Origin of the sequence: Chryseobacterium artocarpi (assembly GCF_001684975.1) — a bacterium.
GTDB classification, from domain to species: domain Bacteria; phylum Bacteroidota; class Bacteroidia; order Flavobacteriales; family Weeksellaceae; genus Chryseobacterium; species Chryseobacterium artocarpi.
On sequence record NZ_MAYH01000023.1, the window covers coordinates 349,821 to 372,593 of the forward strand.

The window sequence follows — 22,773 nt, forward strand, 5'->3', positions numbered from 1 at the left end:
GAAGATTTACTATTAATATCGAATCTCTTTTAAACTAAAAACTTCCAGATTGTAATACCTACTGATCAAGCTGTCTTTGAAATTCCTCCACATATTTTGCAAGGTGAATACCGTCTGCAAGCCCATGATGAGCTTCAATAGAAACTGGAAGGAACTTTTTACCATCACAGATACTGAACCTTCCGAAAGCAATTTTCGGGATAGATTCGCCTGTATTAAAATTTGTAGGATGAAGAATCGCACTGAATGAGTTCCATGGAATTGTAGTATGTCTTACATGATCTTTACCAAGCCTTTCGTTACTTAATCTAAGCCCTGTAGAATTATGAACTCCTTTGATTTCTTCCTGTAATTCTGCATTGAAGGTTTCAAAATCTTCTGAGAAATGAGTAAATGAAAAACCAAAAGTACCATCGGGTCTTCCAATTGTACTTCCGGCATGAACTGTATCAAACTGAACTACCTTCCCATCATCAATTCTAAGCTTTAGTTCATCTACTGTATTAATGGCAACCATAGATTTATGAAAGTAATAGGCAAAAAAAGAATATCCGTTTTCCTTAGCTTTGTCATAGGCTATTGTACAATCCACTTCTGTTGTAAAACCAAAATAAGGACTTTCCATACCGGAGAAAAACTCAAAATGTTCCTTTCTGTTCCAGCTTTCAATATCTACAATCTTCATTAATCTTTTATTTGGCGCAAATTTCGGGATTTTTTATCAGCTTTTACTATTAAAACGAATATTAAATTTCCATAAATATTACAGTTTTTAATAAACAGGAAAGATTGATAAGCATGATTATTGCATGTCATTTTGATAGTTGAAAATTGTAAAACTTCAAAAAATTATGAATCGTGAGAATATTTTTTGATTGCCGCGGATACACGAATGATTTCATCTTGCTTTTATATTATTATAAGAAGTATTATGTTACAAATAATTCGTTCATCTTATAAATCATTCAGATAAAAATTTTCACCTCCTTCCCTTTTCTAATTCATCAAATATACATTATTATGGAAATACTAAATTTAAAAGGAAATCACTGGTCTGCAAGAAAAACAGATCAAATTTATATGGTAAGTATTAAAAACAATTCAAGCATTGTGGAGGCTTTAACGGATTTTGTTCAGAGTCAGAATATTCAGGCTGGAGAAGTTACCGGAATTGGTGCTGTAAGTGAAGCCACGCTGCGATTCTTTAATCCTGATACAAAAAAATACATCGACAAAACATTTAAAGAACAAATGGAAGTTACCAATATTTCAGGAAATGTTTCTATAATTGATGATCAACCAATACTTCACCTGCATATTACTTTAGGCAGAGAAGATTATACAGCGCTTGCAGGACATCTTTTGGATGCTAAAATACGAGGTGCCGGAGAATTTATTTTGTACCCTTTACATACAAAAGCTGTTAAAACCAAGAATGAAGAAATAGGAATTAATCTCTATGATTTTGAAAAATAAGATTCTCATTGGTATTGAAAGTCTTATTTTTGAGGAAATATTTATCAAATGTTTGACGTCCTGCTTTCCCATATTCAGAATAAAGTTGATATAACTGAACACCAGAAAAATCAGATCCCTTCTTTTTTTACTTTAAAAAAACTTAAAAAGAAACAATATCTCTTGCAGGAAGGTGATGTCTGTAAATGTCTTTCATTTGTAAGTAAAGGCTTATTGAAATCTTATTTTCCGGATGAAAAAGGTAATGAACATATCAACATGTTTGCTTTTGAAGGTTGGTGGATCTCAGATTTCAATAGTTTTATTCATCAGGAAAAAGCAGTTTTAAATATCGATGCAATAGAAAATACGGAAGTATTAATAATCACCCTCGAAAATTATGAAAAAATGCTCCTGGAAATCCCTATAATGGACCGTTATTTCAGAATCTTATATCAAAATAGCCTGGTAACAAAAGATTACAGACTCATTGTTTCAAACAGCTATACAGCTGAAGAGAAATACATGCAGCTTGTACAGAAGAATCCTGAAATGATCAAACGTGTTCCTCATAATTTAATCGCATCATATCTTGGACTTGCCCCGGAAACCATAAGCCGCATCCGTAAAAAGAATTCATTGAAAAATACTTGATCCAGATCAATTCAAATGCGTGATCCATATCAAGAGTTCAGGCAATAATCATCCATAATTTTGCTAAAGAATTTTACAATTATGGAAAACACAGAAAATATTGCACTGGTAGTAGGTGCTACCGGAATTACAGGAAGCAATCTTGCAGAAGAGCTTATTGCACAAGATTTTAAAACCTACGGATTATCAAGAACTCCTAATGATAACATCATTGGTTTACATACTGTTAAAGCTGATTTACTGGACTTACAGAACCTGACAAAAGCGTTATCGGAAGTATCTCCTACCCACGTTTACTTTACAACCTGGATGCGAAATGATACAGAAGAGGAAAACATTCGTGTAAACAGTCTGTTAGTAAAAAATCTTTTGGATGTTTTATCGCCTAAAAAATCGGTTAAGCACGTTACATTAGTTACAGGATTAAAGCATTATCTCGGACCTTTTGAAGCTTATGCTAAAGAAGGAGTATTACCGATCACACCCGTAAGAGAAGAACATCCGAGGCTTCCTCTTCCCAATTTTTATTATGCGCAGGAGGATGAAGTATATAAGGCTTCTGAAAGAGACGGCTTTACATGGAGTATTCACAGACCACACACTGTAATAGGATACGCTGTCGGTAATCTTATGAATATAGCTGTTACATTAGGCGTATATGCCAGTATATGCAAAGAAGCAGGAAAACCTTTCATATACCCTGGTTCAGAAGCGCAATGGAATGGTATTTCAGATGTTACAGATGCTGGAATACTGGCAAAACAATTAGTTTGGGCTTCCACTACTGAATCAGCAAAAAATCAAGCATTTAACATCACAAATGGAGATGTTTTCCGTTGGAAATGGCTTTGGGAAAGACTCGCTAATTGGTTTGAAATACAAGCAGAAGGCTATAATGGTTCCATAAGACCTTTAGAAAAAGAAATGGAAAACACTCAGGAAATATGGACAGAGATTGCTAAAAAATATAATTTAAAAGAGAAAAATGTAAACCGCTTATCTTCGGCTTGGCATACTGACCTGGATCTCGGCAGACCGCTTGAAGTAATGTGTGATATGTCGAAAAGCAGAAAACTAGGATTTAAAGCTTATAAAAGTACCGAAGACTCTTTTATAGAAGTATTTGAAAGATTAAGGTCTGAAAATATAATTCCCTAATCTATTCTCTTTCACAAAACTTTTTTATCGCCACGAATGCACGAATTATTTTATATTATGCGCTTATTTTTTTATAAAAAACTCATAGTAATATATAGTTTTAAGGATGAAAAATTAACTTTTAATAATTCGTACATCCGTGGCAAATAAAAACTTTGATTTTTTAGTTTATACTTTAGTTGTCGTAACTCCAAATTTCTGTTTGAATGAAAAATAGAAATGAGACAAATTTTCAAATCCCAGATCAAGATAAATATCTGATGGACGTTTATCTTTATTTTTAATTAAATAATAAGCTTCCTTTAATCTTCTTTCTTTAAGCCATTGTTTAGGGGTCATATTAAAGATTTTATTAAAATCCCTTTTAAAACCTGAAAGACTACGACCAGTAAGTCTTGCAAAAGCTTCAATAGAAACATTAAACATAAAATTCCTGTTCATAAATTCCTTGAGATCAATCTTATGAGGTTCTGAAAAATCAAATAACAGATTCTTAATATCAGAATTACTTTGAAGAAGAAGTTCTATAGCTTCTTTTACTTTTAAAGCAGCCAGTCTTGGAGGAATATCTTTTGTCCTGTGAGCATAAGGAATAAGTGATGTAAAGTAGGTCTTAAAAAATTCATCCGGTTCAAAAAATATTTTTTGAGGATCAGGAAATGAATGATTGGTAACAATCTTATTTTCAGTAGAATATTGTCTCAACGTTTCATCATCCAAAGTAATGGAAAGGAACTGATACTTTTCATTCTTAGAAGGGTATTTCATTGTTCGTATCAATTGATTTTTTCTGACCAGAACTACTGTATTTTCTTTGATGACAGTTTTTCCATGTTCATGAAAGGCATGCGTTTCTCCTGACAACTGAAACCCTAAAAAATGATCAGGAATAAATTCTTCATGTCCTTTATAAGATTCAAAAGCACATGAATATACTAATTTATCAAATATGATCTCAGAGGTTTTTTCCATGATACAAATATCTAAAATTTAAGTAATAGCAGAAGCTCCAGCTGTTGCAATTTCTTTATCCTGCTCAGGAGTCCCCCCCGACGAACCTATTCCTCCAATTACTTTCCCATTTTTATCTTTAATAACAACTCCACCTGCAATAGTTAAAAGTCCATCATTGGAGTTTAACATCCCATATGCATGAATCTCATTTAAAGCAATAATACTTCCCATAATATCACTGTCTACCCCAAACATAACAGCTGTTTTTGCCTTTTTCACAGCAAAATCAATAACTCCATACACGCTGTCTAACCTCGCAAAAGCAACCAGATGCCCGCCGGAATCTATAACGGCAATACTTACTGGAATACCCAAAGTTCTTGCTCGTTCTATTGCGGATTGCAATACTTTTTCTGCTAAACCATAATTGATTTCCATTCTACTAACTTTTTGAAGTCCAAGCATCTGCCTGAAGTTGTTTTACAAAATCTTCCGTTTCTTTAGGATGTACATTTCTGAAGCTGCTTTCGTCATTCAATGTAACATTCACAATAACCTCTGCCATAGATTTTGGATCCAACTGATTAGCAAGAGATTCTGAAACTCCATCAAAAGCAGATTCTGGAGTGAAATTTACCTTCGGATCATACCAACGGAATATAGAATCTACTCCTCTATCATTAAAGCCCGTCCCGAATACACCTGGATTACAGGTTGCGATTTTAATGTTGAAGGGTGCCAATTCAGTTCTTAATCCCTCTGCAATAGACTCCAAAGCGTGCTTTGATGCACAATAAGCAGCTACATAAGGGACAGTCCATAATCCTCCCATTGAAGACGTGAAAACAATCTTTCCGCTTTTTTTCTCAACAAACTTTTTAATGAATCCCTGAGCAAGCTCCAAAGCCCCGAATACATTTACATCAAACATAGATTTTACTATGTCCAAAGGCTGCTCTGCAATAGGTCCGCCCTCCATTACCCCTGCATTACTGATCAGAATGTCAATATCATATTTATTTAAAATATAAGCGATATCTCTTGAATCCGTTACATCCAATTTATCAACAGTAAGATTTATTTCCTTTTCCTCTGCTTCACGAATTAAATCACTCATCTGAGGGTATACCTGCGTGGTTGCAATTACATGATGTCCTTTTTTCGCAAGATCAAAAGCGGCAATCTTTCCGAATCCACTTGCTGCTCCAGTAATTAAAATTGTTTTGCTCATTATATTTCTTTTTAGAATGATTACAAATTTCAAAGATTTTAAATAATAACTTGTTGCTGTAAAGTTCAAATTGATATTGTTTGGAGGTCCACTATACAACATAGAGATTCCTATCGCTACGATTGCACGAATTATTTTATAAAACAATTAAAAATATTACCTTAAAGTATATTGTGAAAAATAAGGAGTAATCCTTACTGATTGGTGCATCCGTGGCAATTTTTATTCAGAATACACTCTTATCTTCAATAAAATCTTTACGTCTAAAATGTTTTCCAACACACACAGGTTGTAAACAACTTTTCTTTCATCATAGACACTGAATTACAATAAAATCAACAGTTTATCGTAAATTGGTTAAGTTTTTGAAGCATCTTACCCAAACCAATCACACCATTGAAGCTAATCACATTTACAAAAAAAGGAATTTACTGCCCTCAGGGAAAATTCTACATAGATCCGTGGCGACCTGTAGATTTTGCCATTATTACTCATGGACACGCTGATCATGCCCGCTGGGGAATGAAGAACTACCTTTGTCATCATTTTACAAAACCAATTTTATATCAAAGAATTGGTGTGGATATTAATTGTCAGAGTGTAGAATATGGTGAAAAAATCAACATTAATGGAGTCAATGTTTCATTGCATCCTGCGGGACATATTATAGGTTCGGCACAGATAAGACTTGAATATAAAGGATTTGTAACGGTTGTTTCCGGTGATTATAAAGTTCAGAACGATGGTTTAAGTACCCCTTTTGAATTGATAAAATGCCATGAATTCGTTACAGAAAGTACTTTTGGGCTACCCATTTATAACTGGCTTGAAATTGATGATTTAAATAAAAAACTACAAAATTGGGTATTAAAAAATAAAGAAAATAATAAAACGTCTGTATTCATCGGTTATTCCCTTGGAAAAGCACAACGCATAATGAAAGCAGTAGAAGGATTGGGCAAAATTTATGTTCACTATTCTATTGGAAAGCTTAATGAGGCATTTGAATCCGTAGGAATCCATCTTCCAACATATGAAATTGCAGACTTCAGAGAACATCCTAAAGATCTGGAACATGAAATTGTTATTGTTCCGCCTGCTTTATTAGACAGTAATGTGATCAGAAAGATTCCTGATCCGGCAACCGCTATTTGCTCAGGGTGGATGCAGGTTCGGGGTGCCAGAAGATGGCGAAGTGCCGATGCTGGGTTTGCGATGAGCGATCATGCAGATTGGAAAGGATTATTGCAGACCGTAAAAGCTACAGAAGCAGAGATCGTTCATGTTACCCACGGACAGACCGAGATATTTTCAAAATATCTGAATGAAACTGGCATAAAAGCAGATGTTGTAGAAACATTGTTTGGAGAAGAAGAAGAAGAAGAAACAGAACAGGAAACCATCAAAACCTCTGAATCATGAGACATTTTGCAGATCTTATCAACGCTTTGGAAACTACTAATAAAACCAATGCTAAAATAGATGCCATCATCGATTATCTGGAGCGTACTCCTGATGAAGATAAAGTGTGGTTTATTGCCCTTTTCACGGGAAAAAGACCCAAAAGAAATGTGAATACCAATTATATGAAAGAATGGGCGTTGGAAATTACAGGACTCCCGCTCTGGCTCTTTCAGGAAAGCTATTCTTCCGTTGGAGATCTTGGGGAAACCCTTTCATTAATTCTTCCGCCACCACAGGAAAAGATTGAACGAAGTCTTTCTCAATGGATGATAGATATTGTTGATTTAAAAGATAAAACAGAAGCTGAAAAGAAAGAATTTGTACTCAATTCCTGGAATGGTTTAGATTACACGGAACGTTTGATTTTTAACAAATTAATAGGCGGAAGTTTCAGAATTGGCGTATCTGATAAAACTTTGATCAATGCACTGACAAAATTCTCAGGACAGGAATCCAGCACACTGATGCACAGCTTAATGGGAAAATGGTTCCCTGATGAAGTCTCTTTTAAAGAATTAATCTCCGCTGAAAATATAAACCCTGATAATTCAAAACCGTATCCTTTCTGCCTTGCCTATCCTCTTGAAAAAGAAACTAACGCATTGGGGGAACCCGATGAATGGCTGATAGAATATAAATGGGACGGTATACGAGGGCAGATCATCAGAAGAAATGACGAAGTTTTTATCTGGTCAAGAGGTGAAGAACTTGTCACAGAACAATTTCCTGAAATCACGGAAGTAGTCAAAAATATGAAAGGAAACTTTGTTATAGATGGGGAAATTCTTGCGGTAAAAGAAAATAAGGTTTTGAATTTTAGTGAATTACAAAAAAGATTAAACAGAAAAACCTTAACAAAAAAAATGCTGGAGGAAATTCCGATTGAAGTATTTGCTTATGACTTATTGGAACAGGAAGATAATGACCTTCGCGAAAAACCAATTTCTGCAAGAAGAGCAATGCTGGAAGAACTATTATTAAATGAAAATCCTAAAAATATTAAGCTTTCTCAAAGTATTGATTTTGAAAAATGGGAAGAACTTAATGATATCAGAGAAAATTCCCGATCTGTAAACAGTGAAGGTCTTATGCTAAAACAGAAAAGTTCGCCTTATCACTCCGGACGAAAAAAAGGAGATTGGTGGAAATGGAAGATCAATCCCTTTACCATTGATGCTGTTTTAATCTATGCACAAAAAGGAAGCGGCAGGCGTAGTGCCTATTACACCGATTATACTTTTGCTATAAAAAATGAAGATAAATTGGTGACCATTGCCAAAGCATATTCCGGACTTACAGACAAGGAGATCATGGAAGTAAGCAAATTTGTAACAAAAAACGCGATTGAAAAGTTTGGTCCTGTACGAACAGTAAAAGCAGAGCTTGTTTTTGAAATTGCCTTTGAAGGAATTGGGTTCAGTAATCGCCATAAAAGCGGTGTAGCACTCCGTTTTCCAAGAATTGTCAGATGGCGCAAGGACAAAACGGTGGATGAAATAGATAATCTTGAAGAAATTAAGAAATTAATACAATAGAAATGACAGCCTTTGAACATACCAACGGATTTACAATGATCCAGCAATGGATGAAAGATAAAGGAATGTCTCCTTTTAAATTTCAAACCGATGCCTGGCGGAAGTTCGGAAGCGGATATAGCGGAATGGTCGTAGCTCCTACAGGTTTTGGGAAAACTTTTTCTGTTTTTCTGGCTTTAGTTTCAGACTTTCTAAATCATCCTGAAAACTATAAAAAAGGGCTTAAAATGATCTGGATCACTCCCCTGAGGTCTTTGTCTAAAGATATTGCCAAAGCAATGCAGGAAGCAATGGATGAAATCGGTCTGGATTGGGTCGTAGGTGTAAGAAATGGAGATACAGATCCCAAAGTACGACAACAACAGGTCAAAAAAATGCCGGAAATCCTTGTTGTAACCCCTGAAAGCTTACATTTACTTCTTGCTCAGAAAAATCATGAAACCTTTTTTAGTGGCTTAAAATGTACCGTTGCAGATGAATGGCACGAGCTACTGGGCTCAAAACGAGGAGTCATGGTAGAACTGGCAATCTCACAGCTTCGAAAATATACTCCGAAGATGAAAATCTGGGGCATTACCGCTACCATTGGAAATCTGGATGAAGCAATGGAAGTATTAATTCCTTATAATATTAAAAAAGTAAAAATTACAGCAAAAGAACATAAAAAAATCGATATTATTCCCGTCATTCCCAATGAGGTTGAAATATTACCTTGGGCTGGACATTTGGGAAACAAACTTGCAGATCAGGTAGTTCCTATCATTCTCAATTCGAAATCAACAATTGTTTTTACCAATACGCGCAGCCAAAGCGAAATGTGGTATCAGTTACTTCTAGATGCACACCCTGATTTTGCAGGACAAATTGCCATCCATCACAGTTCCATTGATGCCCATTTACGAATCTGGATTGAAGAAAACCTAAGTTCAGGAAAGCTGAAAGCCGTTGTTTCTACATCGTCATTAGATTTGGGAATAGACTTTAAACCCGTTGATACCGTAATTCAGATCGGATCTGCAAAAGGTGTTGCAAGATTCCTTCAAAGAGCCGGACGTAGTGGACACTCCCCTTTTGAAACTTCAAAAATCTATTGTGTTCCCACTCATTCTTTAGAACTTATTGAAGTAGCGGCATTAAAAGAAGCTGTAAAACAAAAAGTGATAGAGCCTAGAGAACCACAGGTTTTATGTTTAGATGTATTGGTTCAGTTCCTGATGACTTTAGCAGTTGGAAACGGTTTTTATCCCGATGAAACCTATGAAAGAATCAAAAAAGTATATGCTTTCCGGGAAATGATGGATGAAGAGTGGAAAAGCATTCTGGAATTTCTTACGATTGGTGGCAGTGTTTTAAAAAACTATGAAGAATTCCATAAAATTGTCATTTTGGAAGATGGGTTGCATAAAGTAACTTCACGAAAGATTGCCATGCTTCATCGCATGAATATGGGAGTCATTGTAAGTGATGCGATGCTGAAGGTTAAGTTCATTTCAGGCGGATATGTCGGAATGATTGAAGAATATTTTATTTCAAAACTTAAAAAAGAAGAAAAATTTATTTTGGCAGGACGAACCTTGGAGGTCGCGATAATCAAAGATATGACCGTATATGTAAGAGCAGCAAAAGGAAAAGCTTTAGTCCCCAGTTATCTTGGAGGAAGACTGCCTCTGAGCTCTGATCTGGGACATTTTTTAAGAGAAAAACTCTCCCATGCTTTGAGTCCTAAAGCCTCTGAAAAAGAACTGAAATTTTTACATCCTTTATTAATCAATCAGGAAATAAACTCCCACATTCCCAAAGAAGATGAATTCCTGGTAGAAATGATCAGAAACCGCGAAGGCTATCACCTTTTCATGTACCCTTTTGAAGGACGTCTGGTTCATGAAGTGATGGCTGCATTAATTGCTTACCGAATTTCAAAACTGGCACCTATCTCTTTCTCTATGGCAATGAATGATTATGGTTTTGAACTTTTCAGTGATAAGGAAATCCCGTTGAATGAAGAGAATTTACAACAGATTTTAACCCGAGAAAATCTCATGAACGATGTTATTGCAAGTATCAATTCCGCAGAAATGGCAAGACGAAAATTCAGGGATATTGCTGTGATTTCAGGAATGGTAATTCAAAATTATGCAGGCAAACAGCGTTCAAATAAATCATTACAGAGTTCAGCAGGATTGATTTTTAAAGTCCTGGAAGATTATGACCCTAATCATTTCCTAATCAGGCAGGCTTATACGGAAGTTTTTAATATGCAGCTTCAGGAACAGAGACTGGTGGAAGCATTTAAAAGAATTGAAAAATCAATAGTTATTTTAAAACATTCCCGTTCCTTTACTCCATTAAGTTTTCCAATCAAGGTAGACAGTCTGAGACAGACGCTTTCCAGTGAAGGATTAGATGCAAGAATCAGAAGGATGTTGAAATTATGAATGAATAAAATAAACCTTAAATCACTTTTACAATAAGGTTTTTCATTGATTTCAAATATTTTTTTAAGTTTGTTATATCAATTAAAATTAAGACAAAAATCATCTGTTTCTTTTTTGATAAGTTTAAGAATAGCTGTACCTTAGAGTATCTTCTCTGAAGAGTAAAAAATTAAATGATGACAAAATTATTTTTAGTCCGACACGGGCAGTCACTCTGGAATCTTGAGAACAGATTTACAGGCTGGCAAGATATCGATATTACAGAAGTTGGCATTGAAGAAGCAAAAAAAGCAGGGATATCTTTAAAAAAAGAAAAGATAAATATTGCCTTTACCTCAGTACTGATCAGAGCAAAGCATACCCTTTCCATTATCCTTAATGAAATAGGAAATCCTAATATTCCGGTTATTATGGATAAAGCTCTTAATGAACGTTCCTACGGAAATCTGGAAGGACTTAATAAAGCTGAAACAGCCCTGAAATATGGTGATGAACAGGTTCATACATGGCGAAGATCTTATGACGTTGTTCCGCCTGGAGGGGAAAGCCTTAAAGATACTTATAACAGAGTTATTCCTTATTTTGAAAAAGAAATTATTCCTTTCCTGAAAAAAGGTGAAAATGTTTTGATTGTGGCTCATGGAAACAGTCTCCGTTCATTGATCATGTATCTGGAACATCTTTCTCCTGAAGAAATTCTGGAAAGAGAGATCGCAACCGGAATTCCGATAACGTATATCTTTGATGAAAATTTTCATGTAAGCAGAGTGGAAAATTAATAATTAATCTTAAATTCAAAACTTTAAACCCTCTCCTGTGTTTATAGCTACAAAAGAAATCCTTATTCAAAATGAAACCTTTACGCTGACCAATCAACGGGCTGTATTTTGGAAAACCGAAAATGCGCTGATCCTTTCTGATCTTCATATTGGAAAAACAGCACATTTCCGTAAAAATGGAATTGCCATAGCCAATCATATCATGAAAAGCGACCTGGAAAGACTATCCGCTCTGATTGAACTTTTTCAGCCAAAAAAGCTTATTGTGGTGGGTGATCTGATTCATGCTGGTGATAATTCTGACGTAGATGAATTCTGCACATGGAGAAATCAATATCCTGATCTGAAATTTCACCTTGTTGAAGGTAATCACGACCGTATTACAAAGACATTGGAACAGAAACTTTGTCTGGATTTTAAGGCTTCTTTGCTGGAAATAAGAAGATTTTCTTTTATTCATGATTTTGATAAAACGAAATCAGATTTTCAGATTACCGGGCATATTCATCCGGGAATTATGTTAAATTCTGCAGTTAAAAGTATCAGACTTCCCTGTTTTGTTATTAGTGATAACCAGTTGCTACTTCCTGCTTTTAGTGAATTTACAGGTTTGGATACAAAGAATTTGCCTAAAAAAAGTAAGTTTTTTGTATTTACAGATTTGGAAATTTATGAGATTTGATTTACCACATAAATCATTACAAACAAAGAATGCAGACAAAAAATCTGCATTCTTAATATTACTACCCTATAAAAATATTTAGTTTTCTTTTTCATTCAGCCATACTACTTTCTGTATTGACGAATGCGTCTGTCCAATTATATCTTTGTATAGCTCAGGTCTCCTTGCCTCCAAATATCGGTAACCACCAGCCTGATTCAGTTTTTGAGGAGTAATAATCGCCGTTTCAAAACTATTCTCAAATGAACGACATTCTGCAATAATATCACCAAAAGGATCAATAATCATAGAACATCCATTTTTAAGCTGATCATCATCCATTCCTATAGGATTGGAAAAAACAATATAAGCACCGTTGTCATAAGCTCTTGAAGGAAGCCATTTCATCAACCAGTCTCTGCCTTTCATTCCATTAAATTCCAATCGTAAGGAAGTAGGATCAGATTCCTTGTTTTCCCAAAGTTGAGGATCTACAAAACCAGCTCCCGGTCTTGTAGAAGGTGTACACATTGTTACGTGAGGCATAAAAATAATATCAGCCCCCAAAAGCTTGGTTGCTCTTACATTTTCTATAATATTGTTATCATAACAAATAAGAATACCACATTTCCAGCCTAGGATTTCAAAAACACAATATTCATTACCCGGAATTAGATGTGGGTTGATAAAAGGATGCAGTTTTCTATATTTTGCTTTCAATCCTGTTTTATCCACACATACATAAGCTTTGAAAAGGTTATTATTTTCATCCTTCTCAAAAAGTCCGGCAAGAATTGTAATCTTATATTCGGAAGCTATCTGTTGTAATCTTTTAATGCTTTCTCCGTTAGGAATAAGTTCAGCAATATCAAGAAGTTGATCCTTTGAAAGTTTTCGGGCAAAAGTATATCCCGTGATGGAACATTCATGAAAGGCAATAACATCAGAGCCATTGGCAGCTGCCTGTTTAGCAAGTTTTTCAATGACGGATAGATTGTAATTTTTATCTCCGCTTCTATTTTCAAACTGTGCGGTTGAAATTTTAATATTCATTGATTTTTTTCAGCAAAACTAGACAGTATAGCCCCTGAAAAATTGTATAAAACCGACATATCTGTTTTACAGCTCAATGAAATTAACAGCGATTTTATTTTCCGTTTTTTGATATTGTTTAGGAGTAAGCCCGATATTATTCTTAAATTCTCTGATAAGATGTGACTGATCAGAATATCCGGCTTCATAAGAAAGTGTAGTCAGGTTTTTATCATCAGTACCTTTATTCACAAGGCTTAAAAAGTAATGTAAACGGATAATATTTGCATATTTTTTAGGACGCATTCCCATATGATATTCAAACTTTCGTTCTAAATGACGTTCAGAATATCCGGTAAAATGTTGCAGATCCTTGGAAGATATTGTCCCCTTATTATTCAGAATATACTGTTGAGTAGCCGAAATAAGATGATGATCCATACTCGTTCTTTCTGATAAAAAATGGGTAAAAAAGATATTCAGGTCTTCAATAATACTTAAAGGATTTGTTTTATTAAACAGTTTTTCTTCAAATACTTCCATCTTATTCTTCAATACATCTTCTACGGAAATAATTTGATTACTCATTTCTTTCGCAGAAGTTTTCAGAAGGATATTCAAAAAATAAGGTTGAAAAACAACAGCAATTAGGGAAAATCTACCTTTCGAAGAGAAGTCTTTGTATCCGTTTAGAGTTCCATAAAAAAAGGAAAGTGGCATCCGATCTTTTGAAACTTTGGAATACAGATTCATATTTCCGGATAGAATAAGCCCGGAACTTCCATCAGTGAAGAGCCTTAAATTCCTCATATCCTCTTCGGAGTTCTCCAAAAAGATATAATGCCTGATATAAGGAGCCAAATGCTTAGGAGGTGAAATCTGCATTTATCAAATGTACATAAAACTTATTTGTAGAAAAAGAAGGCTTCAAAATATCTTTTAGTTTTTAAGCTGAGATACCACATTTAATTTGCTTTTGGTCAGGTATTTGAATGATTTAATGCATATTATTCTCCATTTTGTTGGATATATATATTTAATCAAAATACCAACCACTTAAAATATTATATCATGTCGACACAAAACCTTACCCATCTGGAAGCAATCAGGAAGATCAAAGAACTATCTGAAAAAGCAAAAATATGTATGTTCTGTACCGAATTGGAAACAGTTCCTGTTAATTCAAGACCTATGACTTTGCAGGAGACGGATGACAATGGTAACCTTTGGTTTATCAGCAGTGGAACCAGTAACAAAAATTTTGAAATAAAGGAAGACCGAAGAGTACAGTTATTCTTCATGAACAACAGTGATGCTCAATATCTTTCGGTCTACGGGAAAGCTTCTGTTTATAAAGACAGAGAAACCATTGAAGAAAAATGGTCACCTTTGGTAAAAGCATGGTTTGATGGTAAAGATGATCCTAATGTTACAGTCATTCGAGTAGAACCACAGGAAACCTATTATTGGGACACAAAGGCGGGAAAACTTCTAAGTCTTTTCAGTTTTGTAACAGCTGCAATTACAGGACAGAAAACCAATAACTCTGATGGTATAGAAGGAAATGCCATTATCTAAAGCTTTTTTCCACGAATTCACGAATTTAATTATTACTTCATAAAGCCTATGTTCCTATGTGATTTAAAAATATTATTGAATTATGTTTAATTCATTTTAACAACATAGAGACATAGGCTTATATGTATACGTGCATTAGGGGTACTAATTCTTTATTCCAATAAGAATCTTCCTGAACTCTTCAAATTCTTTTTCAGTCAGAGGTTTTAAAGGTTTTCTTAAATGTCCGCTTTCCTCTCCTAGAATATCCAATCCGGCTTTTACCGCCCTTGGTAATCCTTTCGCTACAATAAATTTTAATAACTCAACTTGTTTATAGAAAACATTCTGAGCTTCAGCAAGCTGGTTCTTCTCAATGGCTTTATAAAGATCAAGGTTCAATTCCGGGATAAGATTCGGAGCAGCTGTACACCAACCTCTTGCTCCTGCAGCAAATGCCGCAAGTGCTAATGGATTAGAACCATTATAAAAAGTAACATCTTCGCCCAATTCTTTTCTCAAAAAATGCATTCTCTGTATATCACCAGTACTTTCTTTGATCATCGTAACATTTGGTATCTCAAGCAGTCTTTTTAATAAAACCGGAGACATATCTACTCCACCTGTTGCCGGATTATTGTATGCCATAATCGGGATTGAAATTTTCTTTGCCACAGCATCATAATGAGCCACTATTTCATCATCTGTAAGCTTCCAATAGCTCATAGGAATGATCATTACTGCATCTGCACCTGCTTTTTCTGCAAATTGGGCATGATGAACAGTTCTCTCCGTAGTAAGATTTGAAACTCCTATCAGAGTAGGAATTCTACGATTTACCTGTTGGATTGTGGCTTCTGTAACAGCTTCTTTTTCATCATCAGACAGATAAGGCATTACTCCGGCACTTCCCAAAGAAGCAATACCATGACTTCCTGTAACCACCAGTTTCTCAACCATATTCCTGAAAAGAGGAAGATTTATAGTATCATTTTCATCAAAAGGAGTGATTGGATAAGCGATAATCCCTTTAAATGGAACGTTTTTCATATTCTTATTTATAAAATTAAAAGTTATAGTAAAGTGTGTTGAAATGAAAAATTAAGAGGTATCTGGCTGATTTTTATTAATATGAATGAACTAAGTAGTTTTTTTAAGCCTTAATACCTCTTAATAATTAAAGATCCCTTCCTTCTTCCTCTCTTAATGCAACTCCAAGATTCTGTAACTGAGGTGCATTTTCACAGGCAATATATTTGGCAGGCTCCGTATCGCTTAAATTCTGATGCTTATGCCAAGCCCATGAAGGAATATATACCGCATCTCCCGCTTCCCAATGAACGCGCTCATCTTCTACCTCTGTCCAGCCTTTTCCTTCAATTACAAATAATACGGTTTCGTAGGTATGGCGGTGTCTGTTGGTCTGTTGCCCCGGCAACAAGCCTCCGATAGTCATACTTACATTTTTGCTGGGAAGATCGACAAAGAATACAGGATGCTTTCTTTCCGTTGAAAATTGATTGTGCTCCCCTGCATTTTCTACATTCTTATGAATTAAATGACTTGGCTTTACATACTTTGGTCTTGCAAACGTTTCGTGAAAGTCTTTTGAACTGAACTCTTTTTTGTTCATGATTTTAAAATTTAAAAATTCTGTGCTTTATTGCATGACAAAATTATTTTATATTTGGACTGTTTAAATAACTCAGTTTTTACATAAATAAGTAGTCCAGATGCTTCGACCTTGGAAATTAGAATTTGAAATTGATAAAAAGCTAGATAAAGCAGTCTATTTACAGATTGCAGATACAATAATTACCGACATCCGTTCAGGAAGACTGAAAGCAGGTGATGCTCTTCCCGGAAGCCGAAATATGGCAACAATGCTTAAAATCAATAGAAATACTGTTGTAGAAGCTTATCAGGTATTGATTAACGAAGAATGGGTCATTTCCAAAGAAAGACGGGGAATCTTTGTCTCCGATAATATTCCCGTTATGCATTCAAAAAGAATGAACAGTATTTCAGAGGTTCAAAATATCCAGGTAACAACTGATAAAATGATGATTAACTTTGATGATGGGCATCCGGATAGTAAAATTGCACCGGTTACAGAACTAGCAAGAGCTTATCGTCAGATATTTGGTATAAAAGCTAAATGGCAGATGATGGGTTATGGCAATGAACACGGAGATATTGAGTTCCGGAAAACAATTTCCAAAATGCTGAACCACCAGCGTGGTATGCAGATCAATGAAAACGAAATATCCATTACCAGAGGCAGCCAGATGGGGATGTTTCTGGTAGCACAAACTCTTTTGACTTCAGGAGATTGCGTTATTGTAGAAGATCCGGGATATCAACCGGCATGGCAGGCTTTTGAATACACAGGAGCAACATTATTACCTGTATCTGTAGATGAAGAAGGCATTGATGTTCAATCTGTAGAAAATCTGTTGATTCATCACAAAAATATAAAAGCAATATACATCACTCCTCATCGTCAATATCCTACAACGGTTACATTAAGTTTGTCAAGACGTTTAAAACTGATTGAATTATCCAATCAATATAATATTACCATTATTGAAGACGATTATGACAATGAATTTCACTTCGGATACCGTCCTATTCTTCCATTATCAAGCTTTCCTGAGCTCAATAATTATGTTTATATTGGAACATTAAGTAAAGTAGTTGCTCCCGCTTTGAGAATAGGTTATCTGGCTACTAAAAACGAAAATCTCTTGAAGAAAATCGGGGATTTAAGGAAAATCATTGATGTGCACGGAGACGTTATTATGGAACAGGCAGTTCTCCAACTGATCAGAGAGGGAGCGGTAAAAAAGCATATCAAAAAAGCCACTGTTCATTACAAAAATAAGAGAGATTTTGTATACAACCTTTTGACTAAACACCTGAAAAATGTTGCGGATTTTACTTTACCGGAAGGAGGATTAGCATTTTGGATCGTCCCTAAAGTCGTATTGGATTGGGATGTAGTAACAACGCTTTTATCAGACAAAAATATCAGGATCATTCATCCGAAACAATACAGCAGAAGTTCTGTTAATGGCTTTAGATTAAGCTATGGTTCCCTAGGAGAAGAGCAATTGGAGCAAAGTATAGAAGTTATTTCCGAAATATTGATAAAGCTTTCTAAAAAATGATCAAAACGACTTTAAACAAAGATGCTAATAAGAAATTCGTGCATTCGTGGCGAAGAAATATACCACGAGTACACGAATAAAGTTTATATTATTACAGATTACTTTAAACATAATAATCTATAAAATCTGCGAGAGTAATAAATACTATTCCACTTCAAAAACAGCCTGAATTTCAACAGAAGAATTTACAGGGATAGATGATGCTCCAAAAGTAGCTCTGGCATGCTTTCCTTTTTCTCCAAAAACTTCTACCGTCAAATCAGATGCAATATTCATTAAATCAGCATGTTTTGTATAATCATCCTTTGTATTAAAAATACCTGTAAGCTGTACACATTGTTTTACTCTGCTTAAATCTCCGCCTACTGCTTCATTTAATACAGAAATAACATTTAGCATCGTAACTTTTGTAGCATCTTTTACCTGCTGATCCGTAACATCTACCCCTAATTTTCCGGCATTGAAAATCTTACCATCTTTTAAAGCAACCTGATTGATGAATATAAGATTCCCTGAACGTACAAACGGCTGATAATTTCCAGCTGGTTTAGGAACTTGAGGAAGTATAATATTCTTTTGTTTTAAGATTTCACTGAAATTTTGGTGGTTTTCAACGATTGGACTATTTTTTTTAGGACGGGTATCCTTTAAAGCTAAAGCAATCTTTGCAAAATTTTTCCCTTGAAGTTCCGCCAAATGTCTTTCTCCTTTTGTGGGTCTATCAACATCTTTTAAAGAAGCCATACTCGTGATTCCCAACACTGTATTTCCCTGTGGTATAGCTTTATTCAACTCTTCAGTTCCACGGATTCCATTGGAAACTAGTACCATTCCATGTACGGCAAGACTATTCCAGAATGCCTGTAGAGCAAGTTCTTTTCCTGCTCCACTTCCTGCAGACATAAAAACTGTTGCCGGAACGCCTTCCAGAGCATGATTGGTCCAAAGCTGAACCGTTTTAGACAAAAATTCACTCATCCCTGTACTTATATTTCCGAAATAAACAGGTGATCCAAAAGCAATTCCGTCATAATTTGTCAGCTCTTCCACGGTAGCTACGGGAAGTTTTTTTAAATTTGGATTTTGTGATGCTTTAACCAATTTAATGGAAGAAACAGCATTATTTTCACTTTCAATTCCTTTGGCAATTTCTTTGGCAAGTTCGTAAGTTCCTCCATTATCCGAATGGATGAGAACTAATATTTTAGCTTTATTTTGTGCCGTGATGTTGCAGGTGCTAAATAATAAAATTAAGATAAAAAAAAGACATAATTTTTTCATTCTGAATAAAATATAGTTTTAATATTATTGTTCGTTTTTCATATGAATTCCACTTTTAAAAACTTCAGGCGAACTCACATGAAATAACATTTTTTTGATATTACAAAATTAATATTGGCGTTTTTATTAAATTTGCCAAAAAACACATGCAGAACGACACTTTAAAATGTGGCTTATTAGAAAAAACTGAAAGTCAATTTATAGATACCACAGAAAAGGAAGCTTATGTATGGTGTGAAAAAGACTGGAAACATGATACATATGAGCACGTTCACGACCGGGCTCAGCTTACTTTTGTAGAGGAAGGTTATCAATACTTTCATATTGACCAGAAGATTTATCTTGTTCCCCAACATCATGTGATATGGATTCCTTCAAAAAAAGCTCATAAAACCACTTCAGAAGCCAAAACAGTAAATCTGATGGTATTCTTATTTAAATCTGTTTTTGATGATGATTTTTATCAAAATGTTCAGGTTTTTGCAGCACCTCCTGTTCTTAAGGAAATGCTTTTTTATACCTCAAAATGGAATCAGTCATTGGAAGAAAATGAAGAGCAGGATATATTTTTCAAAGCAATTTTAAAAAGCTTACCCAACTTTTATAAGGAAAGTAGCGGATTAGAAATTCCGGTTCCTATGGATGTAAGACTCATCCCTGTCTGTAAAGATATTAATGTAAATTTTAAGTACAATCTGGATATTGATACACTCGCAGAGAAAGCAACAATGTCTGTAAGAAGTCTTCAAAGAATTTTTAAAAAGGAAACAGGAATTACTTTACAAAAGTATCTTCAACTGACCAGAATTTTAAAAAGTATAGAACTTATAGATACTCAGCAGTATACATTGAGTGAGATAGCTTATAAGGTAGGCTATCAAAGTCTTTCTGCATTTACAACTGCCTATTTTGCTGTGATGCAGTCTAAACCTAAAGTTCATAAAGATTAAAAAGTACTTTATAATATCACTTTTTAATCTTTATGAATTAAATTTTCTATTTATTTCGCAAACTTCTTAGTTCCGGCAACACATAAAATAACACCAACAGTTACTCCTAGCATTCCAATACTTACCTGCTCATGAAGAAGATAAGCCGCCAGAGCAAGCCCGAAAAACGGCTGTAATAGCTGAAGTTGTCCTACCGTAGTAATTCCACCTTGTGCCAAACCTTTATACCAAAAAATAAATCCGATAAACATACTGAACAGAGAGATATACCCTAAACCAAACCATCCTTTGAAACTTATAGCTTCTATATTTTGAGGAAAATAAACAAAAAACAATGGAAGCATTATTGGTAAAGATAAAACAAGCGCCCATGAAATCACTTGCCACCCGCCAAGAGTTTTAGACAGCTTAGCACCTTCAGCATATCCTAATCCACACAAAATAATGGCTAACAACATCAGAATATCTCCTATCGGCGAAGCTGAGATGCCTTGAGAGAATGCATATCCTACCACTAAAAGGCTTCCAATCACAGAAAACAGCCAAAATATAGGATGAGGCTTTTCTCCACCACGAAAAACACCAAAAATAGCTGTAGTAAGAGGAAGCAACCCAAGAAATACAATAGAATGCGCAGAAGTAAGATACTGTAATGCTAATGAAGAAAGCAACGGAAATCCAATGACACAGCCGATAGAAACCAAAGCTAATGAAAATATCTGATTCTTTGCAGGACGTCTTTCTTTATATAATAATAAGACCGAAAGTGCCAAAACCCCAGCGATTACCGCACGAGCTATTGTTGCAAATATAGGGCTCATTTCCATCACAGCAAGTTTGGTAGCAGGCATTGAACCACTGAAAAGCAATACACCTATGAACCCATTGATCCAACCACTTACAACCTGATCTTTTGAAATTGTATCTGTCATCATTTTTTTACAAGTTTTAATTAATGGTTCAAAATTATAAAGGAAAATTAAATAAGCACAGTATCAGTTTTGTATATTTGCATGAACACAGTTAAGAAAATGAGTAAAGAATTTTTATATACAGAGATTGCAGATGGTATTGCTGCCCAAATTAAAAGTGGAGTCTTAAAGGCTGGTGATAAACTTCCTTCCGTAAGAATGCTTTGCGCTGAACATCAGGTAAGTATGAATACTGCAAAACGTGTTTTTCTTGAGCTAGAATCATTGTCCTTGGTAGAATCAAAGCCACAATCAGGTTATTTTGTGAGCCAGTTATTATCCGTAAAGCTGCCGTTGCCTGCCGTAAGCCGCCCTTCTTTAATTGCAAACAATGATGAACCTGATGAACTGATCAGTAAAGTATACGAAAATATGGGACTAAAGGATATTACCTTTTTTTCCATTGGAATTCCATCTGGAGACCTTTTACCTCAGGCTAAGCTTAAAAAGGAGATCGTACATGCCATACGTGAACTAAAAGAAGGCGGTACTGAATATGAAGAACTTCAGGGCAATCTTAAACTACGGAGAATGATCGCCATACGCTCATTACAATGGGGAGGAAATCTCAATGAAAGTGATTTAATCACAACCAATGGTGGAATGAATGCGCTATCCTTCTGTCTTATGGCTTTGGGAAAACCTGGTGATACTATTGCCATCGAAAGTCCTTGTTATCCTGGAATTTTACAACTTGCCAACGGATTAGGGTTAAAAGTACTGGAACTTCCCACTCATCCCACTACAGGAATAGAAATTGAAGCTTTAAAAAAATTAATTCCACAAATTGATCTGTGTCTGTTAATTCCAAATTTCAATTCACCTCTGGGAAGCTGTATGCCTGACGAAAATAAAAAAGAAGTTGTAAAAATTCTTTCTGAGAATAATATACCATTGATCGAAGATGATGTATACGGAGATCTCTATTTTGGTACCAGCAGACCCAGGTGTTGTAAATCTTTTGATAAAGACGGAAGCGTTCTGTATTGCAGTTCTATCTCAAAAACATTAGCTCCTGGATATCGTGTAGGCTGGATTGCTCCAGGAAAGTATAAAGATAAAATATTAAAACTTAAATTATTACATTCCACTTCATCAATTTCCATTGTTAATGAAGCCGTTGCTAATTTTCTAAAATCTGGAAAATATGAAAAGCATCTTCAGCAATTGAGAAAAACACTACAGAATAATTATCAGAACTACGTTCAGACCATTGCAGAATACTTCCCGGAAGGAACAAAAACCAGTCGCCCACAAGGAGGCTTGTCTCTTTGGGTAGAATTTGATAAAAAAATACGTACTAAGGAACTTTATGATCTAGCGATTAAACAGAACATAAGTATTGCCCCCGGCAGAATGTTTACTTTTCAGGAACAGTTTGAAAACTGTATGAGACTTTGCATCGGTCTTCCCTGGTCAGAAGAAACACAGACAAAACTAAAACAGGTTGGGCAGCTTGCCAAAAAGATCTATTTAAAGTAAGGAA

At 35.1% G+C, this 22,773-nt stretch carries 22 protein-coding genes; 12 read left to right on the plus strand and 10 right to left on the minus strand.

The window, feature by feature from the left end; all coding sequences use genetic code 11:
- Window positions 1–58 precede the first annotated feature (58 nt).
- Entirely contained in the window at window positions 59–685 is a 627-nt protein-coding gene (locus BBI01_RS09580) for a chloramphenicol acetyltransferase (RefSeq protein WP_065394451.1), read from the minus strand.
- A gap of 335 nt (window positions 686–1,020) precedes the next feature.
- On the opposite strand from BBI01_RS09580, the gene BBI01_RS09585 reads away from it, so the two are divergent.
- The 3 genes from BBI01_RS09585 to BBI01_RS09595 all read left to right on the plus strand — a co-directional run bounded on the left by BBI01_RS09585 (window position 1,021) and on the right by BBI01_RS09595 (window position 3,267).
- Window positions 1,021–1,476 carry a PPC domain-containing DNA-binding protein gene (locus tag BBI01_RS09585; protein WP_065394452.1) on the plus strand — a complete coding sequence of 152 codons (456 nt, stop codon included), beginning with the start codon at window positions 1,021–1,023 and terminating at the stop codon, window positions 1,474–1,476.
- Window positions 1,477–1,524: 48 nt separating this feature from the next.
- Entirely contained in the window at window positions 1,525–2,109 is a 585-nt protein-coding gene (locus tag BBI01_RS09590; protein WP_065394453.1) for a Crp/Fnr family transcriptional regulator, read from the plus strand.
- Between the two features lie 81 nt (window positions 2,110–2,190).
- A complete protein-coding gene (locus BBI01_RS09595) occupies window positions 2,191–3,267 on the plus strand; it encodes an SDR family oxidoreductase (RefSeq protein WP_065394454.1) in 1,077 nt (358 codons plus the stop codon).
- Between the two features lie 168 nt (window positions 3,268–3,435).
- On the opposite strand, the gene BBI01_RS09600 is transcribed toward BBI01_RS09595, so the two are convergent.
- Genes BBI01_RS09600 through BBI01_RS09610 form a run of 3 tightly spaced genes read right to left on the minus strand, consistent with a single transcriptional unit; the run spans window position 3,436 to window position 5,452 of the window.
- Window positions 3,436–4,239 carry a helix-turn-helix domain-containing protein gene (locus tag BBI01_RS09600; RefSeq protein WP_065394455.1) on the minus strand — a complete coding sequence of 268 codons (804 nt, stop codon included), beginning with the start codon at window positions 4,237–4,239 and terminating at the stop codon, window positions 3,436–3,438.
- An 18-nt stretch (window positions 4,240–4,257) separates the two neighbouring features.
- Complete coding sequence (locus BBI01_RS09605) at window positions 4,258–4,659, minus strand: GlcG/HbpS family heme-binding protein (protein ID WP_065394818.1); 402 nt, start codon at window positions 4,657–4,659, stop codon at window positions 4,258–4,260.
- A gap of 4 nt (window positions 4,660–4,663) precedes the next feature.
- Window positions 4,664–5,452, minus strand: coding sequence for an SDR family oxidoreductase (locus BBI01_RS09610; protein ID WP_065394819.1), 789 nt, complete (start codon window positions 5,450–5,452; stop codon window positions 4,664–4,666).
- A gap of 396 nt (window positions 5,453–5,848) precedes the next feature.
- Between BBI01_RS09610 and BBI01_RS09615 the strand changes: the two genes are divergently transcribed.
- The 5 genes from BBI01_RS09615 to pdeM all read left to right on the plus strand — a co-directional run bounded on the left by BBI01_RS09615 (window position 5,849) and on the right by pdeM (window position 12,347).
- Window positions 5,849–6,874: a ligase-associated DNA damage response exonuclease gene (locus BBI01_RS09615; RefSeq protein WP_065394456.1), complete on the plus strand. Its 1,026-nt coding sequence runs from the start codon at window positions 5,849–5,851 to the stop codon at window positions 6,872–6,874.
- On the plus strand, window positions 6,871–8,451 hold the full coding sequence (locus BBI01_RS09620; RefSeq protein WP_065394457.1) for an ATP-dependent DNA ligase: 1,581 nt from the start codon (window positions 6,871–6,873) through the stop codon (window positions 8,449–8,451). Before BBI01_RS09615 ends, BBI01_RS09620 begins: the two co-directional genes overlap by 4 nt.
- A 2-nt stretch (window positions 8,452–8,453) precedes the next feature.
- Entirely contained in the window at window positions 8,454–10,886 is a 2,433-nt protein-coding gene (locus BBI01_RS09625; RefSeq protein ID WP_065394458.1) for a ligase-associated DNA damage response DEXH box helicase, read from the plus strand.
- Window positions 10,887–11,062: 176 nt separating this feature from the next.
- Window positions 11,063–11,665: a 2,3-bisphosphoglycerate-dependent phosphoglycerate mutase gene (locus tag BBI01_RS09630; RefSeq protein WP_123862124.1), complete on the plus strand. Its 603-nt coding sequence runs from the start codon at window positions 11,063–11,065 to the stop codon at window positions 11,663–11,665.
- A 37-nt stretch (window positions 11,666–11,702) separates the two neighbouring features.
- Window positions 11,703–12,347, plus strand: coding sequence for a ligase-associated DNA damage response endonuclease PdeM (pdeM, locus tag BBI01_RS09635; protein WP_065394460.1), 645 nt, complete (start codon window positions 11,703–11,705; stop codon window positions 12,345–12,347).
- A gap of 78 nt (window positions 12,348–12,425) precedes the next feature.
- On the opposite strand, the gene BBI01_RS09640 is transcribed toward pdeM, so the two are convergent.
- Both BBI01_RS09640 and BBI01_RS09645 read right to left on the minus strand, forming a co-directional pair.
- Window positions 12,426–13,379, minus strand: a complete 954-nt coding sequence (locus BBI01_RS09640; RefSeq protein WP_065394461.1) for a nitrilase family protein — start codon at window positions 13,377–13,379, stop codon at window positions 12,426–12,428.
- Between the two features lie 66 nt (window positions 13,380–13,445).
- Window positions 13,446–14,243, minus strand: coding sequence for a helix-turn-helix domain-containing protein (locus BBI01_RS09645; RefSeq protein WP_065394462.1), 798 nt, complete (start codon window positions 14,241–14,243; stop codon window positions 13,446–13,448).
- 186 nt (window positions 14,244–14,429) lie between these two features.
- Between BBI01_RS09645 and BBI01_RS09650 the strand changes: the two genes are divergently transcribed.
- A complete protein-coding gene (locus BBI01_RS09650) occupies window positions 14,430–14,936 on the plus strand; it encodes a pyridoxamine 5'-phosphate oxidase family protein (protein ID WP_065394463.1) in 507 nt (168 codons plus the stop codon).
- A 144-nt stretch (window positions 14,937–15,080) separates the two neighbouring features.
- On the opposite strand, the gene BBI01_RS09655 is transcribed toward BBI01_RS09650, so the two are convergent.
- Window positions 15,081–15,965: a dihydrodipicolinate synthase family protein gene (locus BBI01_RS09655; RefSeq protein WP_065394464.1), complete on the minus strand. Its 885-nt coding sequence runs from the start codon at window positions 15,963–15,965 to the stop codon at window positions 15,081–15,083.
- Between the two features lie 127 nt (window positions 15,966–16,092).
- Window positions 16,093–16,548, minus strand: a complete 456-nt coding sequence (locus BBI01_RS09660) for a cupin domain-containing protein (RefSeq protein ID WP_065394465.1) — start codon at window positions 16,546–16,548, stop codon at window positions 16,093–16,095.
- Window positions 16,549–16,648: 100 nt separating this feature from the next.
- On the opposite strand from BBI01_RS09660, the gene pdxR reads away from it, so the two are divergent.
- Window positions 16,649–18,085: a MocR-like pyridoxine biosynthesis transcription factor PdxR gene (gene pdxR, locus BBI01_RS09665; RefSeq protein WP_065394466.1), complete on the plus strand. Its 1,437-nt coding sequence runs from the start codon at window positions 16,649–16,651 to the stop codon at window positions 18,083–18,085.
- Window positions 18,086–18,229: 144 nt separating this feature from the next.
- On the opposite strand, the gene BBI01_RS09670 is transcribed toward pdxR, so the two are convergent.
- A complete protein-coding gene (locus tag BBI01_RS09670; protein WP_065394467.1) occupies window positions 18,230–19,366 on the minus strand; it encodes an NAD(P)H:quinone oxidoreductase in 1,137 nt (378 codons plus the stop codon).
- 146 nt (window positions 19,367–19,512) lie between these two features.
- On the opposite strand from BBI01_RS09670, the gene BBI01_RS09675 reads away from it, so the two are divergent.
- Window positions 19,513–20,316 (plus strand): AraC family transcriptional regulator, encoded by an 804-nt coding sequence (locus BBI01_RS09675; RefSeq protein ID WP_065394468.1) that lies wholly within the window; start codon window positions 19,513–19,515, stop codon window positions 20,314–20,316.
- A 50-nt stretch (window positions 20,317–20,366) separates the two neighbouring features.
- Here the strand turns inward: BBI01_RS09675 and BBI01_RS09680 are convergent, their stop codons facing one another.
- On the minus strand, window positions 20,367–21,251 hold the full coding sequence (locus BBI01_RS09680) for a DMT family transporter (protein WP_123862125.1): 885 nt from the start codon (window positions 21,249–21,251) through the stop codon (window positions 20,367–20,369).
- Window positions 21,252–21,347: 96 nt separating this feature from the next.
- Here BBI01_RS09680 and BBI01_RS09685 point away from each other — a divergent pair, with 96 nt between their 5' ends.
- Window positions 21,348–22,769: an aminotransferase-like domain-containing protein gene (locus BBI01_RS09685; protein ID WP_065394470.1), complete on the plus strand. Its 1,422-nt coding sequence runs from the start codon at window positions 21,348–21,350 to the stop codon at window positions 22,767–22,769.
- Window positions 22,770–22,773: the final 4 nt, after the last annotated feature.